Consider the following 19,158-nt stretch of genomic DNA (forward strand, 5'->3'; position numbering starts at 1 on the left):
TTAAAACAAAATTTTATTTGTTATTCCTGTAGCTTTGAATTATTTCGCCTGCAATGCTGACTGCAATTTCTTCAGGAGTCAAGGCTGAAATTTTTATACCGACAGGCAGGTGAACTTTTTCGTTGTAGATATTTTCCAAAGAGGTATTTGCAAAATGCTCTTTATAAGAAACTGCCTTATATTTGTTTCCGACAACGCCTATATAATAAGGCTCTTTTTTTAAGACGCTTTCCAATACCGTGATATCATGTTGATGGCCCCGTGTCATTATACAAACATAGTCGCTCTTTCTTATATCGATGCAGTCAACTTCGGAAAAGTCCATAATAATTTTTTTTATGCCGGGAAAATCTTTTTCGCTTATAAAGTCTTTTCTGTCATCGATAACCGTTACATCAAGGTTTAAAAATTTAAACAAATTTGCAGCCGCTTTTGCTATGTGGCCTCCGCCGAAAACAAAAACCTTCATCGGATTTTTTATTTTGATTTTAAATAAGTCTTCTTCTTTGTATGTATCATTTACGCCGGTAAAAGGATATAGCTTTCCGTTTATTTCTATCGAAATTCCTAAATCCTCTTTTAGATTGTATACCAGATATACATCATTATCTTCAACCGATTCAATTATTTTATCTAAGTATTCAAGTATTTTTTTATTGTTTACATCAATGTATTGATAATGAATGGTGTTATAGCCTCCGCATACCATTCCAAGATTTGCAGCTGTCATTTTTGAAACTTCATACTTGACATTTTCCGATTTTTTATTTTTTAATAACTCAACCGCATGATTTGAAACCTCATACTCTTGACTTCCTCCGCCTATTGTTCCTGCATATCTGCCGTCTTCGGTAACGAGCATTGTAGCTCCGACTTCTCTGGGGGCTGAACCGTGTTTAAAAATTATTGTTGCCGCTATAAAAGGAATATTTTTTAGAACCAAACTGCGGGCTTCTTCTATTATCTTTATCATATGAAAAAGCGGGTCATTAAAGACCCGCTGATTATCTTATTCTACGATTTTGTCCACAAAGAACATCTTGATTGCCGATATTACCTGTAGAATGAAAATGAATAATACGACAAAACCGCCTGCTGCCGCTAAAGACTTAACGCCTGCAACACCTTGTTCGCCACCGCCGAAGGCTGCCATAACTATGGCAACGACACCGATGATAACACCCCAAAGAACCTTTAAGTATCTGGGAGCTTCGGAACCGATAGGGATATTTTTGATACACATAGATGCAACATTGTTTGCTGTTGCATCGGCTGCTGTTACAAACGATATCAAAATTACAAAGAGGTTTACCGGAACAAGTATGGCTGCAAGAGGAATGTTCTTTATAAATTCAAATAATCCCATAACCGCATTTGAATTTTGAATTACGCCTACCAAGTCAACCTGACCTGTTAACTGCATATTTAAGGCTGTGCTTCCCCATACTCCGAACCAAACAATACCGAATACTGCGGGAAGAACAAGGTTTACAATTAAACATTCTCTGATAGTTCTTCCGTAAGAAATCTGTCCTAAGAAGATTCCCGTTACCGGTGCATAAGCTACCCAGAATGCAAAGTCAAAAAGAGTCCAAGATCGTGTAAGAGGTGCTCCTCCGATATCGATAGGATCCAAGCCCCATCTCCAGAAGTTGTGGAGCCATTCTGCCATACCTGCTGTAGTATTCCGCAAAATGTAAAGGGTCGGGCCTGTTACAAGTAAGAGGATGAGCAAGCCGTAATAGAAGTATGCGTTAATGCCGGCAAGTTTCTTTAATCCCTTATCAAGACCTACATAGGAAGAAAGTGTAAACATTGCAACAATTAAAACTCCTACTACTATGAACATTGTCAAACTGTTTGATACGCCGTATGAAGCATTTAGACCGGTTATTATCAATGTTATACACATTGTAAGAGCCGTACAAAGACCGATTGCGATTGCAAGCATTGAAAGGGTATCGATTATGCTTGATGCAACTCCTTTTTTAATTTTGTCTCCGAACAAGGGCTGTAAGGTTGAGGTTACGTTTAATTGTTCTTTTTTGTTAAAATATATGTAAGCTACAACAACACCAGCAAGGGCATAAATAGCATAGGGTATAAAGGTCCAGTTATAAAAACATCTTCCCATTGCAAAGCGGGCTGCTTCTGCGGTTCCCGGCTGAATACCTATTGCATCTAGTTCTCCCCATACATTTCCCAAATAGATAATGGGCTCGTTTACACCCCATGTTACGATTCCTGTTGCAACACCTCCCGTAAGGGTCATAGCAAACCATGTGCCGAAAGAATATTTCGGTTTTGCATCTTTACCGCCGATTCTGACGCTTCCGAGTTTTGAAAACATTATTACACAGGTAATGATAAATACGGCCATTACCGTAATTTGATATAACCAGCCGAAACTTTCCAGAGACCATGCAAAGAATTTATTTGAAAGGCTGGTAAGTGCTTCATTGTTTACTATACCGATAATAGCGGCAATGAGTACAAACGAAAATGCCGGAATAAAAACCGACCATCTTATTTCTTTTTTTGCGTTATCATTCATAAAATGCTCCTTAGATATTTAATAGTTTTTTTGATTTTATAAACTCGTACATTGTTTCGATGTCACGGCTTATATTTCTGTCTTCATTGTAGAAGGGTAAGACTTCTCGTATAAGAGAATATGCTTTTTTTGTTCCTTCGCCCAACTTTTTATTTCCTCGCAAGTCGATTGCCTGTGCTGCATGCATAGCTTCAATTCCGATAATATAACGTATATTATCAAGCATTTGAAATATTTTATAACATGCCAAGGGTAAATTACTTGCGTGGTCTTCAATGGTTCCTGCCAGAGAATAAAAATCCATCGATGACGGATTTGCCAAACCTCTGTTTTGTGTGTCCAACATTGTAAAGGTTTTTTGAATTGTACCGAAAGCAATAGTTTTTACATCTTGAGGTGTTAAAAACCTGTTTAGTTTGGTAAAATTCGGATCTGCAAGCTTTATCATTCTGTAACAAGAAGTCTTGGATAAGTGACTTAAAGCTGTGGCAAGCATTTCGACTCCGATTGCTAGGGATGTGATCTCAAAGTTTGCACTTACAAAGGAGGAATGTTCATCGATTATTATACATGGATTATCGTCTGTTGTGTTCATTGTAGTAAGTAATTGTTCTTTGACATAATCCATTGCATCATACATTGTTCCGTTGACCGAATGAGCACACCTAAAGCTCAAGGGGTCTTGTAAGGCTCTTTCAGGATCGGGATCATGTAAAAAACTGCCCTTTAAAAAGTCTCTGCACATTTTGGCTGCTTTTATTTGCCCCTTGATTCCTCTGACGGCATTTACATCTTCTCTTAATGATTGAACAACTCCGTTAAGTCCTTCAAGGCTTAAACAAAATATCAGGTTGGACATATAAACCAAATCTTCTATTTCTTTTAAGACAATGGCGGTCATTGCTTCACCTTGTGCATTGCAGGAGACTATGCTCAAACCGTCCTTGGGGCCTAGTTTTGCGGGCGTAAGTCCTACTTTTTCCATTGCAATCTTGGAATTCATTATTTCTCCGTTAAAAGAAACATCTTCCTCCCCGATAAAGGCAAGGCCTATGTGGGAGAGGGTCGTTATATCTCCTTCCCCGATTGAAGACCTCATGGGGATTCTCGGATGAATTCCAAAATTCAGAAAATCTCTGTAATGGTGTAAAAGCTCTGCCGAAATTCCTGTGTGTCCTGTTAGTGCTTTGTTTAATCTTAATAGCAAGATAGCTCTTACCTGTTCATCAGGGTGATAGGGTTTTACTCCTAAACAATGGCTGTTTAAAAGGTTGCGGTTATAGGCAGCAAAAAAATCCTCATCAAATTCTTTATCCTTGTTCCAGCCTACTCCTCGGTTAAGACCGTATACGGGCTTTCCCTCAGCTGCCATATCAAATAAGATTTGGCGGGCTTTTTTTACCCTGTCTTCCGCATCATCGGAAATTTTTACCTGCCGCTTATTGTAAGCGACAGAGTATACATCTTCCAAGGATAATGGGCTGCCTGTTAAAATTAAAGCATCCATAAATCAAACCTCCTTAAATTCACCTAAATAATTACCGGATTGGTTCCGCATTTGTCTATGAGTAAAAGACAAATCAATCTTTTTTTATCTATTGGGTACTCTAAGATTATATACTAGAAATTCCGATATTGCAAGAAAATGTATGAAATTTTACTAAAAAAGTTCCTTAATACAGAGCCAATTCTATAAGCTCATTGTTTTCCATGATAAAAGGTTTTGCCGTAGTTTCGTCATGGTAGTGTTTATATTTTAAAAACAAATAATTATAGCAATCTTCCTTTGTACTGAATTTTATTGCTTGAAAAGGTTCATCAAAAGAAAGTTTTTCTACAAACAAAAATTTGCCCTTGTTTTTGACTAATACACCTGCATGGCCTATAAAAAGAAAATCACCGTCAAAATTATCGTGCAGGACAACCGAAAGCATTTTTGCATTTTTATCGAATTTTATATTTGAAAAATGCTCTTTCATCTTTTGAGCATGAATGCGGATATCCTTAGTGTTTTCGGTTTTTACCTTTGAAAAAAGTCTTTTAAATTTTTGAGTGTCTTGATCATTAAAGATTTTTCCTGTACTGACGGCATCTTTGTCCATAAACAGTAAAGAGTCATCAATTTTTCCTTCTCTGATTTCAATATTGCTTTTTAAAAGCATAAAGGTATTTATTCTGCAATTTGTGCCTATAAAGTCTCCTTTTTTTGCCGGCCACAATTCATAGATTTTTTCCAGATCATACTCCGGCTTGTCTTTTTCAAATTTGCCTCTTAAACTAACTTTTTCTATGGTTTCGTTATAGTCGATAACTCCATTTATAAAGGCTTCTACATTTTTGCTGTCCAAATTTGCATTTAAAGCGGTTTTTACTTCTTCTAAACTTTCCTCATCGCTCATGTTTGAAAATAAGGGTTTATTTTTTTGACACGATATAAATACAATAAAAATGGTCAAAACCAATGCTAATATTTTTTTCATTTTTGCCTCCGATTTTTTAATCCAATATAAATTCATATTCCCGATATATGAGATTATCTTTAAAATCAAAAATATCGATAGATATGGTTCCTTTGTCATTTATTAAACAGGCAGCTATGCGGTTGCCCGAGTTAGAAATTTTCATGTCCTTGCAGGTAAATTTTATATCCGTATTTTTATAGGCATTTTTTATAAACTGCATATATTCATCAGTCCCTTTAATATTCTGGGATCCGTTATTGAATAACTGCCATACAACTTCAGGATGTAAAAATTTTTTATATGCTGCCCAGTCCCGCTTATTTTCCGCCTCAAAAAAATTTTGTAAAATTTGCTGTGTTTCCATTTAAGCTTTCCTTCTGTACGAAATTTTAAACAAAATTTCGCACATTTTTCAAAACCATTTTTGGTTTATTATATCTACAAGTATATAATATTTTTAGTTTTTAGTATATTGCCTTAATATTTTTCAAAATAAATTCAAAAACCTCTTGACAAAATGACGGTTTGTCATTATATTGTTTATAAATAATGACAGTGTGTCATCAAGGAGTTTTTATGTACATTGTTGAATCTGTTTTTGATTTGAGCTATTTGGCTCTGGTTATGGCTCTAAGCATAAAGCTTTTGTTACAAAAGGATAGAACAGCAAAGCTGTTTGGGCTTATGGCTCTTCTTTTAGGTGCCGGGGATTCATTTCACCTTCTTCCCCGTGTAATTTCTATGTGGCACAAGGGCGGTTTTGAGGCAAATGCCTTCTACCTCTCAATCGGAGTTTTAATAACCTCCATTACAATGACTATTTTTTATCTTATGTTCTATCATTATTATAAGATAAAAACCAATACAAGCAGCAGGACAAAGGATATGCTTATATACGGTTTGGCACTCATAAGGTTGATACTCACCCTTATGCCTCAAAATGAGTGGGGTATGGCCGATGCAAGCTATACTTGGAGCATAATCCGTAATATCCCCTTTGCTGCTCTCGGTGCTGTTTTGATTTATTTCTTTTACCAAGCTAGAAAAACCCCCGGCTTGGAGCACATGGCCTTATTAACTGCCTTGAGTTTTTTATTCTATTTACCGGTTGTATTGTTTTCAAAAACCGTGCCTGTTGTCGGCTCTCTTATGATGCCCAAGACTGTGGCCTATGTGGGAATTGTATATGTAGGATTTAAGCATTTTATACCCAAATTCAACCTAAGAAGTATCTTGGAGAATTCTTTTGTGTACTTGATTTTAGGTTTGGCCGCCGGTTTTTTTTTTAGGGAATTTACAAAATTCAATGCCTTTGACGGTATAACTTATCTAAGCTTGATGCATGCCCATGTTTTGGTTTTAGGGGTTGTACTTTCCTTGGCTGCCTACCTTGCATTTAAACAGGTTCCGGCTCTTGACGAAAAAAAACTTGCCTGTGTCACAAGGGCTAATTATTTTTGGAATACGGGGCTTCTTATTACTGTAGTCCTCATGCTTTTGAGAGGTATTATTACCGTTTTAGGAAATAATTATACCTCAAAGGCCCAAGATGCAGCCCTTTCAGGCATAGCCGGAATAGGCCACATCCTTTTGGCTTTCGGCCTCATATATACATTTTTGATTATTCTTAAAACAAGAGAGGATTAAAAGATTTTTTTATCATGGTTTAAGAAGGTCTCTAAAATCTAGTAGATTTTAGAGACCTTTATTTTATGGTCAAATTAGAGTTGTTCTATTTCTTTAACTGAAAGGCCTGTTGCTTTTGCAATATTATTGTGCGATAATCCCATCTCAAGTAAATTTTTTGCTGTTTCAAGGGCTTTTTGATGAGAACCCTCAGCCAAACCTGTTGTCCGGCCCTCAGCTAATCCCTCTCTTCTGGCTTCATTCCTTTCACATTCGACATACATCTCGTATTTTTCGTTAGAGAGTTCTATTGCCATTCGCCTCTCTTCATCCGTTACCCTAAAGAGTGTCGCTTCTGCCATTTTTATACCCTCCTCTAATCTGCATAATTCTTCCAACATCCCGCTTTTTTTATCTTCTTCATAGTTGGCTAAAAACCTTATCCAAAAATCTTTTAAATTATACTCTTCAAGCTTCTTTTTCATAGTATAAACTATTAGCTCGTTTAATTCAACATAAAGATATTGAATTACCGAAACTTCAGGCATCCTGACAAGCTCAGCGTTTTTGGGAACATCGCAGCCAAAGACCGAAAGGCTTATGGCGTACAAAAAGTCGTCTTCTTTAGGCTCAGTCTTTAAAAAGCGCGAAGCTAACCGCATAAGATACATTTGACTCCGCCTTGGATAGTTGGTTTTCCAAAATTGCTGCATTTCAAGGTCTACAAGAAGGCCTGTGTCGGTTTTAATTAAAAAGTCTAGGCGGTAGGTTTCAGCCGATGGTCTGTCGCGGATGAGCTCGGTATTTAGGATTTCGGCCTTTTTGATTTTACCGTAAGAATCTTCTAAAAAAGCATTGAGAAAACTTATAAGAGCCTTGTTTCCTTCCTCGCCTTTTGAAAACATCAGCTTAAATACCCAATCGGTCTTGGGGTTTAAAATAGTTTTTTCATTGTTCATACAAACTCCTTTGAAGGCGTTATTTTCTTCCCTGCCTTCACATAATTATAGGATTCTAGGTTGAATAAATAGTAAAATTTGAAAAGTTAGAATGTCAAATGACAAAGGTCGAACGAGGGAAAGTTCGAATGTCAAACGGTAGGAAGTACGAATGCCAAACTTCGCACCTCGTCCTTCGTCCTTTCCACTTCGTCATTCTCACTTTGTTCTTTAGCCGTAAGCCCTTTTTTTCCTAAACCTGCCTTAAAAACAAGCCGAAAATTTAATGAAGTAACAATAGAAGAAACACATAGGAGGTTCATATGCAAGCACTTGATGTTCGTATGCAGGCTTTGCCGGTAAAAGAGCCGGAAAGAGAAGAACCTGGGGACATTAAAAGAGCTGATACGGAACCTGTAAGAAACGGAGATTCATTCCTGGCAATGATCAAAAAGATGATTGCCGCCGCCAAGGATGGAAGCAAGGAGATTGATGAAGCCCGATTTGAAGATGCCCGCCTTAGGGAAGATAAAATGAGGGATTCATCGCTTCAAAAGGAAGCAGGAAGGCAAGATACGGAATTCTCGGCTAAAGACTCGGCCCGTAACGCCAAGAGTTTGAATGCTGCCGAAACCGATAATCTGCCTAATTCCAAAGAAGCTTATTTAAAAGAGCCCAAGGATTTACTAAAAAAGCCTACGAACGGAATTCAAAAGCTGAACTCGGAACACTTGCAGGCTGAAAAGACACAAAAAGATATGCCTGAATTAAATCTTAAAATTCTCAATGAAGATTTTAAGGGTGAAATTAAGGACTTTTTGCCTCAAGATGTAAAAGAAGATGAAAATCTTACTCTTCTTTCCGATGAAGCTTTAAAAAAGTTGGACAAGGCGGGAAAGAAAAAAGCTCAGTGCCTTGACGAAGAAAAGGCTGAACAGGCAGGAAAGTTGGTATCCTTATCCAAGGCCGATAAAAAAGATTTATCAAAAAAGATAGCTCCTCAAAGTGAGGCTGTGAAGGAAAGCTTAAACAAAAAGCCGGTTTCCAAGTCTAGACCTAAGATTTCTGTAGAAGACTTACGCTCGATGCCTTCAGTTCAATCGGATGCTGCTATTCATACGGCAGGTTCCGAATCGAGGGTGGAAACCGATAATTCCGTCGATATGGTAATCGATTTTAGCGGTAAGCCTCAAAATACGGCTCAGGGCGGCGATCTTCAAAACACTCAAAATGGAAGCGAGGCTCAAAAGACTCCCCAAACTTTTTCAGCTATGCTGAGTCAGGAAATAAGAGAGTCGGCAGCAGACTTTGTACAAGCCGGAAAAATAGTTCTTCGAGACAATAATGCAGGAGAAATAAGGCTGCATCTAAGGCCTGAAAATCTGGGAGCCGTAAAAATCAATTTGGAGCTGAGTGAGGGGAAAAGGGTTACCGGAACAGTAACTGTTGCCTCTAAAGAAGCCTACGAAGCCTTTGAAAAAAATTTGGATAATTTGGCTAAAGAATTTAAAGAAAACGGCTTTGAATTTGCCGAATTTAATTTAGATTGGTCGGGAGCTTCGGGTCAAGAAGGCTTTGCCGAAGGTTTTGAATCCTTTTCGGGCTTTGCCTATAAAAATCCGGAACAAGATTTAAGGCAGCTTGAAAAAACGGCCGATAATCTGAGTACCTACAGTTACGTTTATGGTTCAACTGTAGATCTTTTGGCTTAAAGGGGAATCTTATGCAAGTAAATAATATTAATAGAAGCGTTGTGAACACCGCTCTTGAACAAGCGGAAATGATGAAGGATTTTAAATCCGAGATGAGTCCTGAGGAAAAGGCTCTTTTAAGCCTTCAGGTTGACACCTTAAATAAGCAAAATTTTGCAGAAACGAGGGTTCCTAAGCAGCAGCTTGGAAAAGACGAATTTCTTCAGCTTTTAATTGCTCAGTTGACCCATCAGGACCCTACATCTCCGATGGAAGACACTCAATTTATCGGGCAAATGGCTCAATTTTCATCCCTTGAGCAGATGACCAATATGAATAAAAACTTTGCCGCCTTAAACGAGCTTATGACAGGCTCATCGGCTGTAAACGCCGTCGGCAAAAAAGTCGACCTTGATTTAGGTTCTTCTAAAGTTTCAGGATATATTTCGGCCGCAACACGCGGTATAAATCCTGAAGTTATGGTAAACGGAAACTGGTACAACTGGTCTGCCGTTAAAACGGTTTATGCAGAAAACAATTAGGAGGCAATAATTATGATGAGATCATTATTTTCGGGTGTTACCGGAATGCAAAACCACCAAACAAGAATGGACGTTATCGGAAATAACGTAGCTAACGTAAATACAACAGGTTTTAAAAGAGGAAGAGTAAACTTCCAAGATTTAATTTCACAGCAATTAAGCGGCGCAGCCCGTCCTACCGAGGAACTTGGAGGTGTAAACCCTAAAGAAGTCGGCTTGGGTATGATGGTTGCAAGTATCGACACAATCTTTACACAGGGAGCCTTGCAGACAACAGGTGTTAACACCGACCTTGCAATCCAGGGAAACGGCTTTTTTATTCTTAAAGACGGAGAAAAATCTTTTTATACAAGAGCCGGTGCTTTCGGTTTAGACAGAGAAGGAACCTTGGTAAACCCTGCAAACGGAATGAGAGTGCAAGGTTGGATGGCAGAGGAAACCGATGGTTTTAGGCTTATCAACACTTCAGGTCAAACCGAAGATCTTATTATTCCTATAGGCCAAAAAATAGATGCAAAGGCAACTACAAGCGTAGATTATGCTTGTAACCTTGATAAGCGATTGCCGGAATTGCCGGAAGGAGCAAACAGAGCACAGATTTTGGAATCTACATGGTCTACCGAATTTAAAGTTTATGATAGCTTCGGTGAAGCCCATGAGCTTCAAATCGATTTTGCAAGAGTTCCCGGAGAGGTCAACGCTTGGCAGGCGACCGTAAATGTTGATCCGACAAATGCAGAAGCTACAGCAACAAGAGCCGGAATGGGAACAACCGATGGTGTTGAAAACAGCTTTATAGTCCGTTTTGATAATAACGGACATCTGGCTTCCGTTACAGATACGGCCGGAAATGTAAGCGGTCCGGCAGGTAAGGTTTCCGTGCAAGTTTCTTTCAATGTTGTGGGAGCAAACCCTGAAGAAGGCGGTGCTCCGACAAGACAGACCTTGGATGTAAATTTGGGGGAAATAGGAACTTCAATAAATACCATAACACAGTTTTCTCAGCAGAGCAGTACAAAGGCTTACCAGCAGGATGGTTACGGTATGGGCTACCTTGAAAACTTTAGAATTGACCAAAGTGGTGTGATAACCGGCGTTTATTCAAACGGTGTAAGACAGGAGCTGGGGCAAATTGCTATGGCAAGTTTTACCAATCAGGGCGGTCTCGAAAAAGCCGGTCAGAATACCTATGTTCAATCCAATAACTCGGGCGTTGCCAATATTTCTACATCGGGCACTGTCGGAAAGGGTTATCTGATAGGCGGAACCCTCGAAATGAGTAATGTAGACCTAACCGACCAATTTGTAGATATGATCGTAACTCAAAAAGGTTTTCAAGCAGGTGCTAAAACAATACAAACTTCAGATACAATGCTTGAAACAGTCTTGAACTTGAAACGATAGTATGGTATAATCTAGGGTATTATTTATGGTACAGGTAACGCGGCTAAACGGAACAAAGTATTGGATAAATCCTCATCAAATCGAAACGATAGAGTGTAATCCCGATGTTACTTTGCAAATGCTTTCAGGAAAGTACTATGTAATTAAGGAAAGTCCTGAAGAAATTTTGGAAGCTATAGTCGCGTACCGCCGTAAAATCGGCGTATTTAAAAATGAGTTGTAGCAGAAGCAAAAAGGGGAATATATGGATATAGCGTCGTTTATAGGAATATTCGGAGGTATAGCAGTTGTAGCATTCGGTGCCATCCTCGGCGGTTCGGCCGGAGGTCTTATTCACCCGGCTTCAATGTTCATTACGATGGGCGGCTCCTACATGTGTCTTTTTTTAACCTATCCTTTATCTTATACAATAGGAATTTTCAAGGTTGTTGCAAGGGTTTTTAAGGTAACCGATTACGGAGAAAAAGCCTTAGTACAGCGCTTTGTCGCTCTTTCCGAAAAAAGCCGCCGTGCAGGCCTTCTTGCTTTGGAAGAAGAAATTGAAGACTTTGAAGATCCCTTTATGCGTTCGGGTTTACGGAACGTAGTTGACGGTATTGACGGTGAAGCTATCCGCTCTCTTATGGAAAACGAGCTTAACCAAATGGAAGAACGTCATAATACATGGATTTCGCTGGTAAACGCTTGGGCTACGCTTGCGCCCGGTTTCGGTATGTTGGGAACGGTTATAGGTCTTATAGGTATGTTGTTGAACTTGGATGATAAGAGCGCCCTAGGTCCTAACATGGCTACGGCTCTTGTTACTACCTTTTACGGTTCTCTTATGCAAAACTGGTTATTGGTTCCTATAGCAACAAAACTTATGTACCAAAACAATATGGAAGTAAAATCAAAAGAGATGATTATAGAAGGGGTTTTGGGAATTCAAGCCGGAGATAACCCTAGAATTTTGGCTCAAAGGCTTGTTACATATTTGACGCCTTCCGACAGAAAGGCAATAGAAGCTGAAGTCTTAAAGGATTAAAATGGCAAGGAAAAAGAAACACGGAGCGGCTGCCGCAGGAAGCGGATGGCTTACCACTTATGCAGATATGGTTACCCTCATGCTTTGCTTCTTCGTAATGCTTTTTGAGCCGTCCGAGGTTGATGTAACTCAGCTATTGGCTCTTTCTGCATCAATAAGCGGCGATCCTACGGGAGGAGGTAAGTCGGTTTCTGCAGGCCGGCTTTCAGACCTCGGTAACACCATAAGCTCCATGCCTTCAATGGAAAAAGGAAAGATGCTCGCAAGTGCCTTAAAAAAGGCTGTTTCTCTTTTTGCTCCCGAAATAAAAACAAATAAGATTGCAGTTACAAGCGATGAGAGGGGAATAGTAATAAGCCTGGCATCGGACGTTTTCTTTTACCCCGGAAGTGCAGATCTAAATATTGCCGAATCCAGAGATACTCTTTTAAACCTTGCTCAATTTTTATCTTCTCAAGATTTGGCTTCCTATAGGTTTAGGGTTGAGGGGCATACCGATTCCGGAGTAACGGATCCTACCGTATGGAAAAGCAATTGGGAGCTTTCATCTGCAAGAGCAATAAATATTTTGCACAGCCTTACAGACTTTGGAGCTCAAGAATCCAGATTTTCGGTAGCAGGTTATGCAGATACCCGCCCTATCTTTTCAAATGATACGGCAGAAGGAAGGGCCTACAATAGGCGGGTTGATATAATTATTCTTGATGATGCACACTTTTAGTAAAAATAAAATTGTGCCGATTATAATAGTAAGGAGAAAATTATGGCTGATAATGACTTAATGGATGACGATGATATTCAGGAAAACATGACTTCATCAGTAGATACCAAAAAAAGAGGTGCAGGTCTTATACCCATGCTGATAAAGTGGGTTGCTATTGTATTGGTTGCTCTAATTTTCATTGTTACCGTTGTAGTTATTACAATGAACATAAGGGATAAACGAGGCTCCTCGCATTCAATATCTCCTGTTTCTGAAGAATACCGTGAAACAAGGGATGTACTACAATGGTATCAGGCAATAGGTATTTTGAAAGTACATACGGCAGATAGAATTCCTGCAACATTGATAGTTGATGTCGCCTTGGGCTATACCAACAACGATAAGTCGACACCTCAGGAGCTTTCTGCAAGAAAGGTTGAAATAATAGACTTTTTACGCTCTTACTTTAAAAGCAAGACTACAGCTGAATTAAGGCAGGAAGAAAAAATAAAGATTGAAATAAAACACGAAATAAACGATAATGTACTTACAAAAAATAAAATAAAGGATGTTCGATTTACGCAATACGATATTGTTGAACAATAAAGGATAGGAGAGCCATGACAGAAGTTCTTTCGCAGGATGAAATAGATCAGCTTCTCACCGCAATAAGCTCAGGAGATACGGATACAGAAGATTTTCGTGCCGTTAACGATACCCGTAAAATAAAAATTTACGACTTTAAACGTCCCGACAAATTTTCTAAGGAGCAGATGAGGACGGTACAGATGATGCATGAAACCTTTGCCCGTCTTACAACCACCTCTCTTTCGGCTCAGCTGCGAAGCATGGCTCATGTTCACGTAGCAACTGTAGAACAGCTTACATATGAAGAATTTATAAGATCAATACCTACGCCGACAACCTTGGCGATTATCAACATGGATCCTTTAAGGGCAAGTGCTCTTTTGGAGATAGACCCCTCGGTTACCTTTTCGATTATAGACCGCTTGTTCGGCGGTAAGGGACAGGGTTCAAAGGTTCAAAGAGAATTGACCGAAATCGAAAGCTCTGTTATGGAGGGCGTTATCGTCCGTATTCTTGCAAATATGAGGGAAGCATGGACTACCGTAGTCGATTTACGTCCCCGCTTGGGAAACATAGATACCAATCCTCAGTTTGTTCAGATTGTAACCCCCTCGGAAATGGTTCTTTTGGTAACCTTGGAAACAAAGGTAGGAGAGGAAGAAGGAATGATGAATATCTGTCTTCCTTATATTACCCTTGAACCGATTATCTCAAAACTATCGACGCAGTTTTGGTTTTCTTCGGTTAGGAGGGCATCGACAGGTCAGTATGCGGCCGCTATTAAGGATAAACTCTCATCGGTTGAAGTTGACATGGTTGCAGAGGTAGGCTCTTTAGATGTTTCAATCAGGGACGTTCTTAATTTGAGAGCCGGAGACGTTGTACGCTTACCCAACGTAAGGGTAGGGGATCCCTTTAAACTCACAGTAGGAAGCAGGCCTAAATTCTCCTGCCAGCCCGGTGTAAAGGGTAAAAAATTAGCAGTTCAGATTTTGGAAAAAATAGAAGATATTAGCGGTGATGAATTCGAAGAATTAACATCGGAAGGAGATGAGTTGTATGAGTGATGGTTCAATTTCTCAAGATGAAATAGATGCCTTGTTATCGGGAGTAGGCGGAGGCGGAATTGCGCCGGCCCCTGCTGCAGGTGCGGGCGATGATTTGGCTAGTTTTAAAAAAACGGCATTGCTTCAATTTATAAAAGAAAATATTCCGGGGCTATCTTCTAATTTGGAGTCTATGACCGGTAAAAATGTCACAATTTCGGAGCCGATTGTAGAGCTCTCAGATAGAGAGACCTTTTTAAGAAGGGTTTCCGAAATGACGGTTGCTACCCTTATTGATTTTTCAGGATCTATGGCGGGCGATCATGCCTTTATGATGAGTCCTGAGCTTGCAAAAAAAATAGTCAGCTTGGTAAACCATGAAGACAGCGTAGAAATAGACGATATGGCCCTTTCGGTTATAAGCGAGACAATAGCGCAATATGTCGGTACGGAGTTGAGCTACCTTGAGCGTGCCGGGCTTACCGGGGTTTCATCTGCTCCGGCAGAATCTTCACATGTTCCTAAGGCTATGATGAGATTGCCTCAGCGCAGCTTTATAAGTGTCACTTATAATGTACAGCTTGATGACTCAGCATACCAATTATGGGAGATTCTTCCTGAAGATGTTGTCGATAAAATAGCCTCGACAATTGCAGGTCCTGATCCTTCAATGCAAGAAATGGGCGGCGATGCCGGAATGCAGGGCATGGCCGCAATGGGAGGTATGCAAAATATGGGAGCAATGCAAAACGGAATGATGGGCGGTATGCAAATGGGAGCTATGCAAGCGGGAGGTCCTGCACAGCAAATGTTTGGTTCAGGTATGGCCCAAGGATCGCCTCAGCAAGGAGGAAGTATGCAGGCTATGAATAATATGGGCATGATGCCTCAAATGGGAATGGGCGCTAATGTTCAGCCTGTTCAATTTCCGCCCCTTCAGGGTTTTGTAAGTCAGGAAGAGCAGGGTAATATCGGTCTTATCATGGACGTCTACATGGAAATGACCGTAGAATTAGGGCGCACAAAGCGAATGATTAAAGAAATCCTCGGAATGGGTGAGGGGCACATTATTGAGCTTGATAAGCTTGCCGGTGAACCTGTCGATGTTCTTGTAAACCACAAACCTATAGCCAAGGGCGAGGTTGTAGTTATAGAAGAAAGTTTCGGTGTCCGTATTACCGAAATTTTATCTCCGGCAGAGCGTATTTCGGATATATAGAATTAAAATCGGGTGGGGGCCTTTAATGAGCTTGGGGAAAAAGCTGTTTTTTGTTCTTTTTTTTCTATTTTCGATAGCCTTGTTTGCAGAAACAGACGGAGCTTCTAAAGAAGATTCTTCTTTGCCTCCGGAGTCGGGTATTTTATTGGATGCAGGCACAAAAGGGAATATTGATACGAATGAGGGTAACTCTGCATCTGCCGGAAATGAAAATACCTTTGATTTAAATGTTGCAGAAAGAGCTCAATCCCCTGTTTCAAACCTGTTGAGAGTACTTATATCCTTAGTTATAGTATGTATTTTGGCCTATGTTGTGCTGAAATTTTTAAAAAAGTCTTCACTATCTTTTTCTTCTGATAGTCCTTATCTAAAAAGTGTCGCCTCAATTAATCTTGCCCAAGGAAAAAGTATTCATGTAGTTACCTTGGGCGAAAAAGCCTACCTTGTAGGTGTTACGGATTCTTCAATAAATATGATAGGAGAGGTGGAAGATAAGACCCTTGTCGATACTATGAATTTGGACGCCGAGAGGCGAAGTTCTTCTCCCAAACAAGACTTTGCTTCTATGCTGTCGTCGGTTTTTAAGGGTACGAAAAACAACAGTATTGACGCAAACTTTTTTGAAGCACAAAGAGAAAGGCTGAACAAGGCTGCACAAACTCAGATGCCGGAGGAAAGAGAATGAAAAGAAATCTTTTAATTCTAATCTTTTTCGGCATGATTCTTTTTATTCCGGTTCAAGTATTCTCGCAAGGGAATTTTCCCGGCGGTACTACAGCGGGAAGGACTGATGCCGATCCTAACAGGCAGGCAGGGCGAATTCCCTTTATCGATTTTTCTATAAGGGAGCCTTCGACAAATAAGGATGTGGCCTTCTCCGTTCAGCTTTTGATTTTTATTACCCTTATTTCGATAGCTCCAAGCATCTTGTTATTGATGACGAGCTTTTTGCGTTTAAGCATTGTTTTAGACTTTGTTAAAAGGGCCTTATCTTTGCAGCAAGTACCGCCTACTCAGGTTTTAAACGGAATAGCCTTCTTTTTGACCATGTTTATAATGTGGCCGACCTTTACCCAGATCTACAATAATTCCTATAAGCCTATGAGTGAGGGACAAATCGGAATTGAAGAAGCCTATAAAGAGGCGGAAAAACCTATGCGGTATTTTATGTACAAACAAATGCAAAAAAATCCTACCCATATCCGTACCTTTATGGCCATGTCTAAGCTGCCGAAACCGAATACCCTTGCAGATGTTCCGACACATATTTTGATTGCAGCCTTTATCCTGCATGAACTTACAATCGCTTTTCAGATAGGTATATTTTTGTACCTGCCCTTTATTATAATAGATATGATTGTGGCAAGCATACTCATGTCTATGGGTATGATAATGCTGCCTCCTATTCAGATTTCTATGCCGTTTAAATTGATTCTCTTTGTTATGGTTGACGGCTGGGGACTCCTCTTCGGTAAACTATTTGAATCTTTTTTATAGGGTTTTAAACGTCTTATATCATCTTGCTGTTCTATTTTACCCGCTGGAAGAATCATCTGAAATTTGTTATAGTGTAATCTGAGGTTTAAATGAAGACTATAAAAATTATTTTTCTTGCAGCGCTGGTGCTGCTTTTTTTTGCCTGCGGGGGAAATAAAAATATTGGGGGGCCTAAAGTTGTTACGGCCTCATTGGGTGCAGAACCGAGTATTTTGGATGCTGCAAAGGCTTCGGATAGGTACTCTTTTGTAGTACTGGACTACATAAACGAAAACCTTACCGATATCTTAACCGAAGATAATGGGGAAAGAAAGATCCTTCCTGCTCTTGCCGAGTCTTGGACGCATAATGACGATTATACCGAATGGACCTTCAAATTGCGTGAAGCTTATTGGTCTGACGGCGTAAAGATAAGGGCTGAAGATTTTGTGTACAGTATTCGCCGTATCATCAATGCCGAATCTGCCTCTCCCATGGCAATGTACTACGACTATATTAAAAATGCTCAAGCAATTTTAAAAGGAAAACTGGATTATTCCGAAATAGGCATCAAGGCGCTTGACGAAAAAACTCTTCAAATTGTAACTGAAAATCCCATAAAAAACCTTCATGAATTTGCTGCAAAAATTCCTCCCCAGAGGGAAGATATTATAAACCAATTCGGATTATCCTACGGCAGTGAGGCCGAAAAAATAATTTGCAGCGGGGCCTTTAAGGTAAAAAGCTGGGTGCACAACAGCAAGATAGAGCTTGTTAAAAACGAAAAATTTTGGAATGCCGAAAGGGTAAAAATAGATGCTCTTACATTTAAAATAATAAATGAAGAAAATGCCGGCCTCGGCGAACTTTTAAACGGAAGCATCGATATTGCAAATGCTTATTCCATAAGCTGGATAAACAAGCTAAAGAAAGAAAACCGCTTTGCCGAAATACACGGAGTTGACAGCCGCGTTCAATATATTTTTATGAACCAAAAGGATAAGTTATTTTCAAATAAAAAAATTCGTCAAGCTCTTTCGGCAAGTCTTGAGCGCAAAGAAATTTGCACGGACTTGTTTGACGATATCTATAAGCCAGCTTACGGCTTTGTCTCGATTGCAACCGAGCTTGAAGGTAAAAATTACCGAAGTCTTGCAGGCGAGCCTATTCAAGAATTGATAAAAAAAGTACCTGATCCTAAAGCTCATTTTATTGAAGGTTTAAAAGAGCTGGGGCTTGGGGATGATCCTTCAAAGATAACGATTTCGATAATGTTCCCATCACATGAAAGTTCTAAATTCAATGAATATCTGCAAAACCGTCTTTCAAGCGTACTTGGAGTAAATGTAGAGCTTGATAAAATCGAGGGAACGGTTTTTAAAAAACGGAATAAGAGCTTGGACTATCAAGTCGGCTTTAAATCGTGGGGAGGCGGCATTGATACACCTGCCAGATATTTGGACCTTTTTTTACCCGGAAACAAAATTGTTCCGATAGGCTGGGAAAATAAGGAGTATGTTGATTTGGTGCAAAGGGCAAAAAAAAGCTCCGATTTTGATGAACAGTTGGAATGTTTTAAAAAAGCGGAAATGATTTTATTGACTGAAGAATGCGGAATTGCTCCTTATGCAAACCAGACCTACAATATCTTTATGCAAAAAAAATTAAAAGGAGTTAAACAGTTCTATCCCGGAACTTACAACCTAAAGTACGCCTTTGTTGAAGAATAAAACTAAGTCTTAGATATAAAATAAACCGCTTACAAGGTCTTATCTTGTAAGCGCTCTTCAATTTTTAGCCGCTTGATTATAACGCGACCTTATTATTCTAAAATTTATTCGTAAAACTACAAACTTTAAACTAGACAAAAGCTATAAAATGAGCT

20 protein-coding genes are annotated in these 19,158 nt (G+C 39.5%); 13 read left to right on the top strand and 7 right to left on the bottom strand.

What is annotated here, in order from left to right; genetic code table 11:
* Window positions 1-13: 13 nt before the first annotated feature.
* The 5 genes from E4O07_RS00125 to E4O07_RS00145 form a co-directional block, all read right to left on the bottom strand.
* Complete coding sequence (locus tag E4O07_RS00125) at window positions 14-973, bottom strand: XdhC family protein (protein ID WP_253686663.1); 960 nt, start codon at window positions 971-973, stop codon at window positions 14-16.
* 36 nt (window positions 974-1,009) lie between these two features.
* Entirely contained in the window at window positions 1,010-2,554 is a 1,545-nt protein-coding gene (locus tag E4O07_RS00130) for a BCCT family transporter (RefSeq protein ID WP_253677970.1), read from the bottom strand.
* A 10-nt stretch (window positions 2,555-2,564) separates the two neighbouring features.
* Window positions 2,565-4,061 carry an HAL/PAL/TAL family ammonia-lyase gene (hutH, locus tag E4O07_RS00135; RefSeq protein ID WP_253686664.1) on the bottom strand — a complete coding sequence of 499 codons (1,497 nt, stop codon included), beginning with the start codon at window positions 4,059-4,061 and terminating at the stop codon, window positions 2,565-2,567.
* A gap of 166 nt (window positions 4,062-4,227) precedes the next feature.
* Window positions 4,228-5,034: a DUF4300 family protein gene (locus tag E4O07_RS00140; RefSeq protein ID WP_253686665.1), complete on the bottom strand. Its 807-nt coding sequence runs from the start codon at window positions 5,032-5,034 to the stop codon at window positions 4,228-4,230.
* A 16-nt stretch (window positions 5,035-5,050) separates the two neighbouring features.
* On the bottom strand, window positions 5,051-5,380 hold the full coding sequence (locus E4O07_RS00145; RefSeq protein ID WP_253686666.1) for a nuclear transport factor 2 family protein: 330 nt from the start codon (window positions 5,378-5,380) through the stop codon (window positions 5,051-5,053).
* Window positions 5,381-5,592: 212 nt separating this feature from the next.
* On the opposite strand from E4O07_RS00145, the gene E4O07_RS00150 reads away from it, so the two are divergent.
* Entirely contained in the window at window positions 5,593-6,663 is a 1,071-nt protein-coding gene (locus E4O07_RS00150) for a DUF2871 family protein (RefSeq protein ID WP_253686667.1), read from the top strand.
* Window positions 6,664-6,737: 74 nt separating this feature from the next.
* Here the strand turns inward: E4O07_RS00150 and E4O07_RS00155 are convergent, their stop codons facing one another.
* A complete protein-coding gene (locus E4O07_RS00155) occupies window positions 6,738-7,601 on the bottom strand; it encodes an Rpn family recombination-promoting nuclease/putative transposase (protein WP_253686668.1) in 864 nt (287 codons plus the stop codon).
* A gap of 131 nt (window positions 7,602-7,732) precedes the next feature.
* Window positions 7,733-7,903, bottom strand: coding sequence for a hypothetical protein (locus E4O07_RS00160; RefSeq protein ID WP_253730567.1), 171 nt, complete (start codon window positions 7,901-7,903; stop codon window positions 7,733-7,735).
* Here E4O07_RS00160 and E4O07_RS00165 point away from each other — a divergent pair, their 5' ends adjacent.
* The 12 genes from E4O07_RS00165 (at window position 7,904) to E4O07_RS00220 (ending at window position 19,003) form a co-directional block, all read left to right on the top strand.
* The gene (locus E4O07_RS00165) at window positions 7,904-9,292 is read left to right on the top strand and encodes a flagellar hook-length control protein FliK (RefSeq protein ID WP_253686669.1); all 1,389 of its coding nucleotides are present in this window, start codon (window positions 7,904-7,906) and stop codon (window positions 9,290-9,292) included.
* A gap of 11 nt (window positions 9,293-9,303) precedes the next feature.
* On the top strand, window positions 9,304-9,813 hold the full coding sequence (gene flgD, locus E4O07_RS00170; RefSeq protein WP_253730568.1) for a flagellar hook assembly protein FlgD: 510 nt from the start codon (window positions 9,304-9,306) through the stop codon (window positions 9,811-9,813).
* Between the two features lie 12 nt (window positions 9,814-9,825).
* The gene (gene flgE / locus E4O07_RS00175) at window positions 9,826-11,217 is read left to right on the top strand and encodes a flagellar hook protein FlgE (RefSeq protein ID WP_253686670.1); all 1,392 of its coding nucleotides are present in this window, start codon (window positions 9,826-9,828) and stop codon (window positions 11,215-11,217) included.
* Window positions 11,218-11,242: 25 nt separating this feature from the next.
* Window positions 11,243-11,440, top strand: coding sequence for a flagellar FlbD family protein (locus E4O07_RS00180; RefSeq protein ID WP_253686671.1), 198 nt, complete (start codon window positions 11,243-11,245; stop codon window positions 11,438-11,440).
* A gap of 21 nt (window positions 11,441-11,461) precedes the next feature.
* A complete protein-coding gene (locus tag E4O07_RS00185; protein ID WP_253686672.1) occupies window positions 11,462-12,241 on the top strand; it encodes a motility protein A in 780 nt (259 codons plus the stop codon).
* A gap of 1 nt (window position 12,242) precedes the next feature.
* A complete protein-coding gene (gene motB, locus E4O07_RS00190) occupies window positions 12,243-12,962 on the top strand; it encodes a flagellar motor protein MotB (protein WP_253686673.1) in 720 nt (239 codons plus the stop codon).
* A gap of 42 nt (window positions 12,963-13,004) precedes the next feature.
* A complete protein-coding gene (locus E4O07_RS00195) occupies window positions 13,005-13,550 on the top strand; it encodes a flagellar basal body-associated FliL family protein (protein WP_253686674.1) in 546 nt (181 codons plus the stop codon).
* A gap of 14 nt (window positions 13,551-13,564) precedes the next feature.
* The gene (fliM, locus tag E4O07_RS00200) at window positions 13,565-14,599 is read left to right on the top strand and encodes a flagellar motor switch protein FliM (protein WP_253686675.1); all 1,035 of its coding nucleotides are present in this window, start codon (window positions 13,565-13,567) and stop codon (window positions 14,597-14,599) included.
* Entirely contained in the window at window positions 14,592-15,797 is a 1,206-nt protein-coding gene (gene fliN / locus E4O07_RS00205; protein WP_253686676.1) for a flagellar motor switch protein FliN, read from the top strand. The genes fliM and fliN overlap by 8 nt, the downstream gene beginning before the upstream one ends.
* Before the next feature lie 25 nt (window positions 15,798-15,822).
* Entirely contained in the window at window positions 15,823-16,482 is a 660-nt protein-coding gene (gene fliO / locus E4O07_RS00210) for a flagellar biosynthetic protein FliO (RefSeq protein WP_253686677.1), read from the top strand.
* Window positions 16,479-17,294: a flagellar type III secretion system pore protein FliP gene (gene fliP, locus E4O07_RS00215; RefSeq protein ID WP_253686678.1), complete on the top strand. Its 816-nt coding sequence runs from the start codon at window positions 16,479-16,481 to the stop codon at window positions 17,292-17,294. The genes fliO and fliP overlap by 4 nt, the downstream gene beginning before the upstream one ends.
* Window positions 17,295-17,383: 89 nt before the next feature.
* Window positions 17,384-19,003, top strand: a complete 1,620-nt coding sequence (locus E4O07_RS00220) for a peptide ABC transporter substrate-binding protein (protein ID WP_253686679.1) — start codon at window positions 17,384-17,386, stop codon at window positions 19,001-19,003.
* The last annotated feature ends 155 nt before the right edge of the window (window positions 19,004-19,158 follow it).

It is taken from the genome of Treponema sp. OMZ 798, assembly GCF_024181385.1.
Classification (GTDB): Bacteria; Spirochaetota; Spirochaetia; order Treponematales; family Treponemataceae; genus Treponema_B.